This is a genomic window from Pseudoalteromonas sp. TAE56, assembly GCF_000497955.1.
Taxonomy (GTDB): Bacteria; Pseudomonadota; Gammaproteobacteria; order Enterobacterales; family Alteromonadaceae; genus Pseudoalteromonas.
Genome location: NZ_AUTN01000092.1, coordinates 13,293 through 27,034 on the forward strand (window position 1 = coordinate 13,293; position 13,742 = coordinate 27,034).

Sequence of the window (13,742 nt, forward strand, 5' to 3'; positions counted from 1 at the left end):
TAAAGGATAAAGATAATAAAATGGCTATAAAAAAACATTTGGCAATAACAAGTTTATTGGGTGCAAGTTTTGCAGCCCTAGGCCAAAACTCCTTTATTGTTGAAGACCTAAAAGTTGAAGGTTTGCAGCGCGTAGCACTTGGTGCAGCGCTAACACATATTCCTATTAACGTAGGCGATAATGTTGATGACTATACGATTTCAAAAACAATAAAGTCACTTTATCGTTCAGGGCACTTTGATAACATAAAAGCACTTCGTGATGGCAACAACGTTATTTTTAAAGTAACGGAACGTCCTACCATCAGCTTTATTGAGTTTGAAGGCAATAAAGACATTAAAGACGAGCAGCTTAATGAGTCTCTTGATCAGCAAGATATTCGCCAAGGTGAACCACTTGATAAAACCGTTATCGATAGTATCGAAAAAGGCTTAGTTGAGTTTTTCCACAGTATTGGTAAATACAACGCTAAAGTAGACATCAGTATTACTAAGCTGCCACGTAACCGCGTTAAACTTAAGTTAGAGTTTGATGAAGGTGATGCTGCTTCTATCCGCCAAATTAACTTAGTGGGTAATGAACTTTTTTCTAATGAAGAGCTTCTTAAGCTTGCTGAATCGCAGCAAGATTTACCTTGGTGGCAGTTTATGGGTAGCGACCGCTACCAAAAGCAAACCATTGAAGGCGATTTAGAAAAAATTCGTAGTTATTATTTAGACCGTGGTTACCTACGTTTTAATATCGACTCAACGCAAGTTTCAGTGAGTCCTGAACGTGAATCAGTTTACGTTACAGCTAACTTAACTGAGGGCGTAAAATATAAAGTTAAAGGTTTTGACTTTATTGGTGACTTGCTTGGCCGTGAAGACTTAATTAAAAGTGTTATCCCCCTTAGAGCGGGTGAGCTTTATAACGGCTCTGTAGTTACTTCATCTGAAGAGTTTATTAAAAGCTACTTAGCACGTTTTGGTTATGCTAATGCTGAAGTTCGTACAATTCCAGAAATTGACGACGAAAACCAAGAAGTGCAATTAACACTATCGGTTAATCCAGGTAAGCGTGTATACGTTCGTCGTATTATTGTTGGCGGTAACCAAAATACGGCTGATGAAGTACTTCGTCGTGAAATGACGCAACTTGAAGGCGCATGGTTATCTAATCAAAACCTTGAGCGTTCAAAACTGCAAATTCAACGTTTACCTTACATGGAAACTGTTGATTTTAACGTAGTGCCTGTACCGGGTGTGGATGACCAAGTTGACGTAGACTTTACTGTAAAAGAGCAATCAGCAGGTAGCTTTAATGCTGGTCTTGCTTATGGCTCTTACTTAGGTCTGCAGTTTAATATTGGTGTAACAGAATCTAACTTTTTAGGCACAGGTAACCAAATTGGTTTAAACCTTAATACGTCTACAGGTTCTGAAAGCTTAAGCTTATCGTACACAGACCCGTACTTTACGCCAGATGGTGTATCGCAAGGCAGTAGCATCTTTTACAGAAACTACGATGCAAGTAAATTTAGTCTTGTTGAATATAAATCGAAAAGTTATGGTTTAGGCACAAATATTGGTTTTCCAATTGATGCTGTAAATCGTGTTAACTTTGGCGCTCGTTGGATTAAAGAAGAGCTTTCGGATATTGCAGAGTACGAGCAAACGCGTGTACTTCGTGAAACATTCTTAGATCCAGATAACCCAGATGCAGGCTTTGATTTTACTAAGTACGAGCTGAGTGTAGGTTGGTCGCGTATTACCGTTAACCGTGGTTTATTCCCAACAGCGGGTTCGCGTCAAACTCTAAACTTAACAGCAACAACGCCTAACTCAGATCTTCAGTACTTTAAACTGAATTACGATTCGCGTTTTTACTGGCCTATATCAAATGACCACCGTTGGGTATTCTCAACGCGTGCAGCACTTGGTTATGGTAATGGTTATGGTTCTACAAACGGGTATGAGCAAACACTTCCATTCCAAGAGTACTTCCGTATAACTGAAATGGAACTTCGTGGCTTTGACCGTAATACAATATTACCACGTGCTGTATCACGTATACCGCAGTCTATTCCGGGTACGCCAGGTGCAGACGGTACTACAACCGGTAGCATTGGTGGCGCATCAGAATTTGATATTCTAGTGCCACAAGGCCGTATTGGTGGTAATGCTAAAGCAGTGGCAGGTATGGAGCTAATTGTTCCTACGCCATTCTTAGATGAAGAAAATACCAGCTCTGTACGAACTAGCTTCTTTGTTGATGCTGCAAACGTATGGGATACTGAGTTTAACGTAGACCGCTATCAAAACTTAGGCGTTGATGAACGTGCTAAGTTAGATGACTATTCAGACCCAATGCGCTTTAGGGTTTCAACCGGTCTTTCATTACAATGGATCTCTCCAATGGGTCCAATGCTGATCAGTTTTGCGTATCCATTGCAAAAAGAAGAAGATGACGATACGAAAACCATCAGCTTTAACATTAGTAACACTTTCTAAAGGAGTTTTTTGTGAAAAAATTATTTAAATCAACAGCTGTAGCAGTTTTAGCAACTTTAATGATGGGTACTTCTGTGAATGCATTTGCACACAAAGTAGGTATTGTTGATATGCAGGAAATCTACAAGCAAATTCCTCAAATGGCTAAAATTGAACAGTCTTTACAAACTGAGTTTGCTGAACGTCGTCAAGAGCTTGAAAAGTTACAAGGCGATATTCGTTTTGAAGCTGAAAAATTTAAACGTGAAAGTACCACTATGAGCCAAGCTCAAAAAGATACTCTGCGTGAAAAAATTCAAGGCATGCAAAAAAATCTTGCTGAACAGGGTCGCCCTTTAGAGCAAGAAATAAAAGCGCGTCAAAACCAAGAGCTTGCTAAAGTTCAAGGTGTAATCATCAAAACAATTGAAGAGATTGCTAAAGACGGCGACTTCGACGAAGTTAAAGTAAAAGACACTACTATTTACTTTAACCCTAAAGAAGTGACTGATCTTTCATCTAAAGTTGTAGCCGCTGTTAGTAAGAAATAATCACTCTATGCAAAATTATACGCTTTCGCAAATTGCGGAACTTCTAGGCGCCGAACTTCAGGGTGATGGCGCTTTAGAAATAAAAAAAATAGCGACACTTGCAAATGCCCATTCTGGGCATATTGCATTTTTAGCCAACTCAAAATATCGCTCGCAACTTGAGACTACTCAAGCCAGCGCTGTAATAGTCAGCCAAGCTGATGCAGAGTACTTTAGTGGTAGCAAAGTTATTGTTGCTAATCCGTATGTAAGTTACGCAAAATTAGCGCAATTTATGGATACTACACCACGCTCAGCCTCGACGGGTATTCATCCAAGTGCAACTGTTCATTCAACAGCGATTGTTAGTGATAGCGCCGCTATTGGTGCTAACGCAGTCATTGAAGCTGATGCAGTGATAGGTGACAACGCGCAAATTGGTCCGAACAGTTTTATCGGGGAACGTGTTAAAATAGGTTCAGGCACTAAGCTTTGGCCTAGTGTGACTATTTATCACGATGTTGAAATTGGTTCAGATTGTTTGTTTCAAGCAAATAGTGTTGTAGGTAGTGATGGATTTGGCTATGCAAATGAGCGCGGGCAGTGGATTAAAATACCTCAGCTTGGTTCAGTGATCATAGGCAACAAAGTTGAAATCGGTGCTAGTACGACAATTGATCGTGGTGCACTGGACAATACCATCATTCATAGCAATGTTATTATCGATAATCAGTGTCAAATAGCGCACAACGTTGAAGTTAATTCAGGCACCGCAATTGCGGGCTGCACTGTTCTTGCAGGAAGCGTTACCATTGGCAAGAACTGTCAAATTGGTGGCATGGTTGCAATTAATGGTCACATGTCTGTATGTGATGGTGTTATAATTACCGGTATGAGTATGGTGACAAAATCAATCACCGAACCAGGTATTTACTCATCTGGTATGCCCCATACAACAAACAAAGAATGGCGTAAAACTATTGCTCACTTGCGTAACCTTTCAGATATGAAGTCTCGTCTTAAAGCGCTTGAAGCATTGGCTAAGTCATAATATTGAACACTAATAAGGATGCTATTTTGGCAAACGAATTAAATAGCCTTGATATTCAAGAAATTTTAGCTTTATTACCGCATCGTTACCCGATGCTACTAATTGATCGTGTTATCGATTTTACTCCAGGTAAATCGTTACATGCTATTAAAAATGTTTCTATAAACGAACCTATTTTCACTGGGCACTTTCCAAACCAGCCCATCTTTCCGGGTGTGTTAATTTTAGAAGCGATGGCACAAGCAACGGGTTTGCTGGGTTTCAAAACGGTTGAAAATCGCAGCGAAAATGAGCTTTATTTATTTGCAGCTGTTGATAATGCGCGCTTTAAGCAACCCGTAATACCAGGCGATACAATGCATCTTCATGTTGAGTTTTTAAAAGAACGTCGCAACATTTGGAAGTTTTCTGCAGAAGCAAAAGTCGACGGCAAAGTAGTATGTAGTGCCGAAATTATGTGTGCTAGAAGAGAGTTTTAATAGTGATCCATTCTACAGCAATAATCGAACCTGGCGCTAAACTAGGCAACAATGTCTCTGTTGGTCCGTATAGTTATATTGGCAATGATGTTGTTATCGGTGATAACTGTATTATTGAGTCTCACGTTGTTGTTAAAGGGCCGTCAACTATTGGCTCTGGAAATCATATTTTTCAATTTGCGTCTGTAGGCGAAGCCTGCCAAGACAAAAAATACAATAACGAGCCAACTACATTGATCATGGGTGATAACAACGTTATCCGTGAATGTGCCACAATTCACCGTGGAACGATTCAAGACCAAGGCGTTACTAAAATTGGCAGTAATAATTTGTTTATGGCTTATACCCATGTTGCACATGACGCGGTAATTGGCGATAACGTAATTTTTGCTAACAACGCAAGTGTAGCCGGCCATGTACATGTTGGTGACTGGGTTATCCTTGGTGGTAATTCGGGTGTTCATCAGTTTTGTAAAATTGGTGCACATGCCTTTATTGGTATGTATTCAGGTGTTAACAAAGATGTACCACCATTTGTTACTACCATTGGTATGCCAGCGGGTCCTGCAGCTATCAATAAAGAAGGTATGAAGCGCCGTGGCTTTGAAAGTGATGAAATAATGGCAGTACGCCGTGCTTACAAAGCATTTTATCGTAAAAGCTTAGGTGCAGAAGAAGCTATTGAGTCGCTTAGTGAGGATGCCGCAAAGTATCCTGCGGTGAAATTGATGGTCGACTTTGTTAAAAACTCAGAGCGTGGCATCGTAAGATAATTGCAGGCTTTGCTTTAAGTATTAAAAAAACCACCCTAGGTGATATATCGAAGGTGGTTTTTTATTGCCCAAGGTTTAGACCCAATTCAGTTAATACTCAGCGAACTCAAGTTAGTATGCGGGTAATTTGTAAAATAAAAGCCATCCTATGCGTTTACCTCAGTTAGTTGTCACTCTTTTTATTACTTCAGCTTTAGCCGCTTGTAGTAGCCAGCCTATTGTTAAATCATCTACTGGGGAAATCACACAAGTTGGTAAAGCATCTTTTTATGCTGATAAATACCACGGGAGAACAACTGCCAACGGAGAGCGCTTTAGCCAACAAGCTGCAACGGCTGCCCATTTAGAATTCGATTTTGGTACTAAGGTGGTTGTTACCAACTTAGCTAATAACAAATCAGTCACGGTAAGGATCAACGATAGAGGCCCGTATGTGCGAGGTCGTATTATTGATTTATCAAAAAGTATGTTTAAAAAGATAGCCGACCCTAAAGTCGGCGTTATAGACGTGTCTGTAGAGGTATTAAAACCGGGTAGTTAGTGCCACATAATCTGGGTAAGCGCTACTGAGCTCTTTGTGAGAGCCTTGTGCCACTACTTTACCGTCTTCTAACCATACAACATTATCCATTTGAGTAAGAAGAGCCGGATCGTGCGTAATTGTGAGTACACTCGCGTTATTCATAACATGCATGATTGCTTGCATTACCCCTTGCTTAGATTGATTATCGAGACCTTCTGTTGGTTCATCAAGGACTAAAATAGCAGGGTTTTTAAGTAATGCTTGCGCAATGGCTATACGCCTAGATTGGCCCTGCGATACGTTACGTCCGCCAGTGCCTAATCGTGTTTTTAAGCCTTCTTTTAGTTCATTAAACCATGGGCTTAATTGCGCTAACGTTAGCGCTTCAATCATTTTCTCTTTAGTGGCACTCGGCGCGGCATAACGCAAATTTTCACTCAGTGTGCCATCAAAAATATGATGCTGCTGAGCGAGTATATTTATAACGTTTGCGCGTATATCGCTATTTAATGAATGTAAATTAACAACACTATTTTGATTATTTAGAGTGATGCTACCTTGTTGCAAAGGCCATAAACCAGTAAGTAAATTTACAAGCGTGGTTTTACCGCTGCCGCTTCTACCGACAATCGCTACTTTTTGCTGAGGCATCAGCTCAAAGCTAACATCAGTTAGTGCTATTTGTTCACCATATTGATAGCTGATATTGTTAAGTGCCAATGTGTTATTTTGCGGACTAAATTTTTCATCAACGTCTACATGTGTATCTTTAACTTGTGAGTTAGCTGCTTTATCCTCAAGCGAAAATAATCGCTCTGCTGCTTTTAATACACTAGGAAGCTCTATAAACGCGTTAGGTAGTAGCAATACGCTTTCAAAACTTGCCAGTACAAATAGACTTAACATAGCAAGTTCTACATTTACCATACTGTTGGCGTAAACCAGCGGGACAATGGTAGCTATGCTAGCAAGCATGGCTAATTGAACAACCAACAAGCTCAACCCATCTGAGTTTGCCAGTGCTTTGTGGCGAATAAATAATTGCTGATTGTACTGCTCACTTAATTCGTCGCACTTATTAAGCTGCTGCGAACGGGCTTGATAAATACTAAGCTCTCTAAGCCCTGTGAGTGTATCTGAAAGCTCAGAGCGAAGTTGTGCACTAAGTTGTGTTTCTTTATGGCTGTTTTTAGTGAGCTTTGCGCTGAGTAGGGCAGGTATAACCACACCAATAAGTATAATGCCAGTAAAGCAAATAAGGGCGACGTTGCCATTATAGGCCGACATAAACAACATGATGATTGGTACACTCAAAAGAGCGACCAGCATAGGCAGTAAAACGTTTAAATAAAACTTGTCGAGTGCGTCTACATCGTTTTGTAATCGGTTAACTAAATCGGCGCTGCGGCTCATTGCTAAATCAACGTTGTTAAGCTTACTTAACGTTGCAAATACATTGGTACGTATTTCACTTAGTAATAAAAACGTGGCGTTATGAGTGACCAAACGTTCTCCATAGCGCGATGCAGTTCGTACGATTGCTAAAAACCGAATCGTACCTGCTGGAGTAAAGTAGTTCATTTGCACGCCCGCAATACCTGCAGCCGCCATTGATGCTAAAAACCAGCCAGATATAGCCAATAAACCCACATTAGCTAATACCGTAATCGTCGCTAAAAATGTGCCTAGTAGCATTGCTTTGTAATGAGGAGCGCAAAGCTTTAATAAGCGAATAAAGTTATGCATGCGCCACCCCTTGTTTAGCCGTTTTTAATAAGTTAGCAAATACACCATTTTGCGCTGCAAGTTTATCAAAGTGACCTTGCTCAGCTATTTTTCCATCGTGCATAACAACTATGTTACTAGCGTGTTTAACGGTATTTAATCGATGAGCAATGACTAATACTAAGTTGTTTTTAGCGTATTCATTAATAGCATCTTGAATAAGCTGCTCTGTTTGGCTATCAAGGTGCGCTGTAGGCTCATCAAGCACTAAGACTGGTGCTTGCTTTATAAATGCGCGAGCCAGTGCGATGCGTTGCTTTTGTCCGCCAGAAAGCCCTTCCCCTTGTTCACCTATCAGCGTGTTAAAGCCATCGGGTAGGGTATTTATAAATTCAAGCACACCAGCTTGCTTTGCTGCATGTTCAAGCTCTTGCTGTGTGGCAGTTGGTTTGGCCAATTTAATGTTGGCAGCAATGGTGTCGTAAAACAGCGTCGCTTTTTGTGGTATCCATGCAATGTTATTTTGCAGGTAAGTAATATCGGTTGTACTTAAACTCTGCTCATTAATAGATAGGTGGTTTATCACCTCAGGATGAAACCCTAATAGGCAATCAAACAACGTGCTTTTACCTGATCCACTACTGCCCACAACTGCAATTAAGCCTTTATTTGGCAGTGTTAAATCTATATTTTTGATGCCTTCGTTACTATCTGGGTATATAAAATTAAGGTCGGTAATACTTATGGAGTTAATTGCATTTAAAGTTAAATTGTTTTCAAGCGTACTTGTAGTCCCTGACGCATTTTCGTCACTTGGCAATGGTGCATTTAAAATCGCAACCATATCGGCCGCTGCACTAATGCCTTGTAAGCGTGCATGGTAATGGCTACCCAGTTGGCGCAATGGTAAATAAAATTCAGGCGCTAAAAGTAGCACTACAAAGCCAGTGGCAAAATCAAGAGTACCAAAAAACAGTCTAAAACCAATAATTACGGCAACGAGTGCAACACTAATGGTAGCTAAAAACTCAAGTGCAAATGATGATAAAAACGCGATTTTTAAAACATCGAGTGTAGCGTGTCTAAAATCATCTGAAATTTTAGCTATTTGTTTCAGCTCGGTACGTGTTGCATTAAATAGCTTGAGTTGAGTTAAACCTTGTACGCGGTCAAAAAAGTAATTGCCTAGCACGGCAAGTTGCTTCCAGCGTTTTTGGTTTAAAGCTTCGGCTTTTGAGCCTACCAAAATCATGAAAAAAGGAATGAGCGGGGCGGTTAATAAAAATATCAGCCCAGCTTTATAATCTGTCGGAAAAATAACAACCAATATTGCCAGCGGAATAAGCGCGCTGTAAGCAGCACCGGGTAGATATTTAGCATAATAGTCGTGGAGTGCTTCTACGCCATTATGCAGGGTATTTAATGTAGCGCCTTGGCCGTGTTGTTCTATATAGCTTGGCCCAAGTAAGCTGAGCTTATTTAGAAGTGTTTGGCGCATAGCCGATTTTATTTTAAGTGCAGCATATGCACTCAAGCGTTCGCTTAACGCTAAAAACACCGCGCGCAATAAAATAATGCCTGCTAAGGGCCATAGTAAGTGAGTAACTTGGGCTAAATTATTACCTTCAAACATTACATTGTGAATAGTTTGCGCAAGTAAATAAGCACCCGCAATCATTAGTAATGCGTTAAAAGTACCCAGTGCAATGCTTAACTTTAACCACACTGCAGCGGGTTTACTTTGACGCTTTAAAAAAGCGCGCAGTGATTGCTGCTGCGCGCGATCTGGTCGGGGGTTAGTCGTCATCTTTTGTGTTGTTAGCATCGTTTAATAAATCGTGCATGGCTTGTTCATCATCAGCAATGCTGTTTTTATTTTGATGAAATTCGTACCACATTACATTTATTACACCTAAGGTACAGGCTAAAAGTACACCTAAAATCCAAGCGAAATACCACATAGTTTAGTCTCCTTAGTAGCTACCGTGAGTGTTGTTTTCAATTTCTTCAACCGTTACTCTGCGCCACATTTTTACGTAACACCAAGTGGTATAAGCTAAAATAAGTGGAACAAAAATACACACTGCAACAAACATTACATTGAGCGTTTTATGGCTCGATACCGCATCCCAAATTGTTAAGCTAATATTTGGATTATTGCTTGATGGCATAATAAATGGGAACAGTGAAACACCTGCTGTCATAATCACGCCAATTAACATTAAGCTTGTTGAAATAAGTCCAAGTGCTGGCTTATTTAATTTAGAAAACACAAGTGCACTTAATGCCATTGCAAAGGCTAAAATAGGGAAGGTCATTGTCCACGGACGATCGCTGTAATTACTTAACCAAGCACCTTGCGCTGTAGTGACTACTTTAGCTAAAGGGTCTGCATGACTTTGCGTATCAGCCATTGATACAATTTGGTAACCCGTTAAATTAGCAACCCAAAAGCCAGCTGCAGCAAATAACACAATAAATACAATTAGTGAATAACGTCCATATTGACCCGAACGCTCAGCTACTGCATCGGCTGTACGAAGCTGTAACCACATACCAGCATGAGCAACCAACATAGTAATACTGACTAAGCCAGCAAGTAATCCGAATGGGTTTAGTAATCCAAAGAATGAGCCTTGGTAGCTAACACGCATTAGGTTATCAATATTAAACGGTACGCCTAAAAATAAATTACCAAATGCAACGCCAAAAACGAGAGCTGGAATCGCGCTGCCTGCAAGCAAGCCCCAATCCCAGTTGTTGCGCCAGCGTTTTGAGTCTACTTTACTGCGGTAATCAAACCCAAGTGGTCTAAAAAACAAAGCAAATAGTACTAGCATCATGGCAAAGTAAAAGCCCGAAAATGCAGCTGCATAAACCATAGGCCACGCTGCAAATAACGCGCCGCCGGCGGTAATAAACCATACTTGGTTACCATCCCAGTGTGGACCAATGGTATTAATTACCGTACGGCGCTCTGAATCTGTTTTACCAACTAGGCGAAGCAACATAGCAACGCCCATATCCATGCCATCGGTAATAGCAAAGCCAATAAGCAGCACACCAATGATCAACCACCAAAGCATTTTTAATGTTTCATAATCAAAAATCATGATTGCTCTCCTTCAGTTTGATCAGTTTTATTTGGCAATTCAAAATGATATTTACCAGTATGTAGCGAGCTTGGTCCTTGCTTAACAAAGCGGATCATCAACCAACCTTCAACAATGGCTAAACCAGTATAGAAAACAATAAATCCAGTTAAGCTAATTAAAATATCGTTTACTGTTAGTGACGACGTGGCTAAAAAGGTCGGCAGTATTTCAGATATAGCCCAAGGTTGACGTCCATACTCAGCAACTATCCAGCCAAATTCAATAGCTATCCAAGGTAGTGGAATACTCAATACGGCAGCCCATAACAACCAGCGTTTTTGCTCAATAACGCGATGTGCGTTGTAGTAAAATGCCAATATAAATACACCCAACATGGCTACACCACAGGCAACCATAATTCTAAATGACCAAAACATAGGGCCTACTTTAGGGAAAGAGTCTTTAACCGCTTTTTGAATGTGCTCTTCGGTAGCATCTACAACATCAGGTGTGTAGCGCTTAAGTAGCAAGCCATAACCTAAATCATCTTTTAGGGTATTAAACTTAGCAACATTTTCTGGCGTATCTTCACCGTTTCTGAGTTTTGTAAGGTATTCATAAGCAATCATACCGTTGCGAATACGTACTTCGTGTTGTTTTTCTAGGTCGTTAATACCCGTTACTTGCTCATCAAGTGAACGCGTAGCAATTAACCCAAGTGCGTAAGGTATTTTAACCGCAGCATGTGTTACTTGCTCTTCTGAATCAGGAAAACCAAATGCGGTAAACGCAGCCGGAGCCTCTTCTGTGTGCCATTCAGCTTCAATCGTGGCAAGTTTTACTTTTTGAACTTCACCTACCTCGTAGCCTGATTCGTCACCGAGTAAAATTACACATAAAATTGATGCTAAACCAAAGCCCGATGCGACCGAAAAAGAACGTTTAGCAAACGCTAAATCACGACCTTTTAATATGTACCAACTACTTATGCCCAGTACAAACATAGATGCAGCTACATAACCTGCCGATACGGTATGAATAAACTTAACTTGTGCTACAGGATTAAACACAAGCTCTGCAAAGCTGGTCATTTCCATGCGCATGGTTTGATAGTTAAATTCAGCACCTACTGGGTTTTGCATCCAACCGTTGGCAATCAAGATCCACAGCGCCGACATGTTAGTACCAATGGCCATTAAAAAGGTTGCACCTAAATGTTGGCGTTTAGAGAGTCTGTCCCAGCCTAAAAAGAACATACCTACAAAGGTCGATTCTAAAAAGAATGCCATTAAACCTTCAATAGCCAGGGGAGCCCCAAAAACATCACCTACATAATGGGAGTAATAAGACCAGTTAGTACCAAACTCAAATTCCATGGTAAGGCCTGTCGCCACACCAATTGCAAAGTTAATACCAAACAATTTTCCCCAAAACTTAGTCATATCACGATAAATTTCGCGACCGGTCATAACATAAACCGATTCCATAATAACTAAAATCCAGGTCATACCTATCGTTAACGGTACGAATAAGAAATGAAAGAGAGCGGTAACAGCAAACTGTAATCGCGATAGATCCACAAAGGTTTCATCTATCATTATTGGCTCCTTGAGAGTGACGGATTAACAGGGCAACATTTAATTGGCAAAGTTAAGGTTTAATGAACTTTCAGTAATTACTGAAAGTTTGTAATAGTATTTACTTTTGTGCAATTTTTGTCAACATACATATTAGTAAAACTTAATATATATTTCCTATGCTACATCAGTATTAAAAACAAACAACATAAAGCCTTAACTTACGTGATAAAAAACCAGTTATTTAAAGCGTTTAACCAAACAGTAAAACACGGTAAACTAACAAGCATGAACGCCTGGTTTACTTGTGAAATAAAATCAAATGAATAAAGATAAAAAACAACTACGAATTGGTATTGTGGCAGGTGAACTGTCGGGCGATATTTTAGGTGAAGGTTTAATTAAAGCCCTTAAAAAACATTTTCCGGACGCTATTTTTGAAGGAATAGCAGGACCTAAAATGCAAGCGCAGGGCTGTAAAACACTTTACGACATGGATGAGCTTTCGGTAATGGGGCTTGTTGAGGTGCTAGGGCGTTTGCCGCGTTTGCTTAAAATACGTAAACAACTCGTGCAGCATTTTGTAGATAACCCACCTGATGTATTTATTGGTATAGATGCACCCGATTTTAACTTACGTGTTGAAAAGCCACTTAAAGATGCGGGCATTAAAACAGTACAGTATGTAAGTCCGTCTGTTTGGGCGTGGCGCGAAAAGCGTATACATACAATAAGTGCAGCCACTAACTTAGTGCTTGCGTTACTGCCATTTGAAAAAGAGTTTTACGATAAACACCAAGTGCCTTGTACATTTGTGGGTCATACTTTGGCAGACGATATAGCGCTTGAGCACGACGATACTAAAGCACGTGCAGAACTCGGCTTAAGCCTTGATGACAAAGTACTGGCGTTACTTCCAGGTAGCCGAGGATCTGAAGTTGGTTTGCTGAGTGAAACTTACATTAAAACAGCCGCAGAGCTGCAAGGTAAAAACCCAAATCTTAAAGTTGTGGTGCCACTAGTTAACGAAAAACGCAAAGCGCAGTTTACTGATATATTAAATGCTACCGCGCCAAACCTTAATGTTAACCTGCTTGATGGACAATCAAAATTAGCTATGCAAGCTGCTGATGCTATTTTATTAGCGTCGGGCACCGCAACACTTGAAGGCATGCTTTATAAAAAGCCAATGGTAGTGGGCTATAAAATAAAGCCTTTAAGCTATTGGATTTTTAAAACCTTATTTACGTTTAATATTAAGTACTTTTCGCTGCCTAATTTATTAGCCGACGAAGAGCTAGTACCTGAGTTTTTACAAAGTGAGTGTAATGTGGCTAATTTAACAAATGCGCTTACTCCTATGCTCAACACTGATAAAAAAGAGCTAAAAGCACGCTTTTTAGCTATTCACGAAAAAATTAGATTAAATGCCAGCGAACAAGCAGCCAACGCTGTGGCGGAGTTAATAAATGCAAATTGATAGACCCAACGTAGCCTTAATTGCCGGTGTAGACGAAG

General features: G+C 40.3%; 12 protein-coding genes. 7 read left to right on the forward strand and 5 right to left on the reverse strand.

Going from position 1 to position 13,742, the window contains the following annotated elements; translation table 11 throughout:
- Positions 1–20 precede the first annotated feature (20 nt).
- The 6 genes from bamA to L656_RS0109755 all read left to right on the forward strand — a co-directional run bounded on the left by bamA (position 21) and on the right by L656_RS0109755 (position 5,845).
- The gene (gene bamA / locus L656_RS0109730) at positions 21–2,492 is read left to right on the forward strand and encodes an outer membrane protein assembly factor BamA (protein ID WP_024599063.1); all 2,472 of its coding nucleotides are present in this window, start codon (positions 21–23) and stop codon (positions 2,490–2,492) included.
- Positions 2,493–2,503: 11 nt separating this feature from the next.
- The gene (locus tag L656_RS0109735) at positions 2,504–3,022 is read left to right on the forward strand and encodes an OmpH family outer membrane protein (protein WP_007580993.1); all 519 of its coding nucleotides are present in this window, start codon (positions 2,504–2,506) and stop codon (positions 3,020–3,022) included.
- A gap of 7 nt (positions 3,023–3,029) precedes the next feature.
- Positions 3,030–4,052: a UDP-3-O-(3-hydroxymyristoyl)glucosamine N-acyltransferase gene (lpxD, locus tag L656_RS0109740; RefSeq protein WP_024599064.1), complete on the forward strand. Its 1,023-nt coding sequence runs from the start codon at positions 3,030–3,032 to the stop codon at positions 4,050–4,052.
- Positions 4,053–4,078: 26 nt separating this feature from the next.
- Positions 4,079–4,531 carry a 3-hydroxyacyl-ACP dehydratase FabZ gene (gene fabZ, locus L656_RS0109745; protein ID WP_024599065.1) on the forward strand — a complete coding sequence of 151 codons (453 nt, stop codon included), beginning with the start codon at positions 4,079–4,081 and terminating at the stop codon, positions 4,529–4,531.
- A 2-nt stretch (positions 4,532–4,533) separates the two neighbouring features.
- Entirely contained in the window at positions 4,534–5,304 is a 771-nt protein-coding gene (lpxA, locus tag L656_RS0109750; protein WP_007580998.1) for an acyl-ACP--UDP-N-acetylglucosamine O-acyltransferase, read from the forward strand.
- A 148-nt stretch (positions 5,305–5,452) separates the two neighbouring features.
- Complete coding sequence (locus tag L656_RS0109755; RefSeq protein WP_024599066.1) at positions 5,453–5,845, forward strand: septal ring lytic transglycosylase RlpA family protein; 393 nt, start codon at positions 5,453–5,455, stop codon at positions 5,843–5,845.
- On the opposite strand, the gene cydC is transcribed toward L656_RS0109755, so the two are convergent.
- Genes cydC through L656_RS0109780 form a run of 5 tightly spaced genes read right to left on the reverse strand, consistent with a single transcriptional unit; the run spans position 5,828 to position 12,245 of the window.
- Positions 5,828–7,573 (reverse strand): thiol reductant ABC exporter subunit CydC, encoded by a 1,746-nt coding sequence (gene cydC / locus L656_RS0109760; RefSeq protein ID WP_024599067.1) that lies wholly within the window; start codon positions 7,571–7,573, stop codon positions 5,828–5,830. The genes L656_RS0109755 and cydC overlap by 18 nt on opposite strands.
- Positions 7,566–9,359 (reverse strand): thiol reductant ABC exporter subunit CydD, encoded by a 1,794-nt coding sequence (gene cydD / locus L656_RS0109765; protein ID WP_024599068.1) that lies wholly within the window; start codon positions 9,357–9,359, stop codon positions 7,566–7,568. The genes cydC and cydD overlap by 8 nt, the downstream gene beginning before the upstream one ends.
- Entirely contained in the window at positions 9,349–9,513 is a 165-nt protein-coding gene (gene cydX, locus L656_RS0109770) for a cytochrome bd-I oxidase subunit CydX (RefSeq protein WP_002958303.1), read from the reverse strand. The genes cydD and cydX overlap by 11 nt, the downstream gene beginning before the upstream one ends.
- A gap of 12 nt (positions 9,514–9,525) precedes the next feature.
- Positions 9,526–10,665, reverse strand: coding sequence for a cytochrome d ubiquinol oxidase subunit II (gene cydB, locus L656_RS0109775; protein WP_024599069.1), 1,140 nt, complete (start codon positions 10,663–10,665; stop codon positions 9,526–9,528).
- Positions 10,662–12,245 (reverse strand): cytochrome ubiquinol oxidase subunit I, encoded by a 1,584-nt coding sequence (locus tag L656_RS0109780; RefSeq protein WP_010553739.1) that lies wholly within the window; start codon positions 12,243–12,245, stop codon positions 10,662–10,664. Before L656_RS0109780 ends, cydB begins: the two co-directional genes overlap by 4 nt.
- Positions 12,246–12,546: 301 nt before the next feature.
- Here L656_RS0109780 and lpxB point away from each other — a divergent pair, with 301 nt between their 5' ends.
- Positions 12,547–13,704, forward strand: a complete 1,158-nt coding sequence (gene lpxB / locus L656_RS0109790) for a lipid-A-disaccharide synthase (RefSeq protein WP_024599070.1) — start codon at positions 12,547–12,549, stop codon at positions 13,702–13,704.
- Positions 13,705–13,742: the final 38 nt, after the last annotated feature.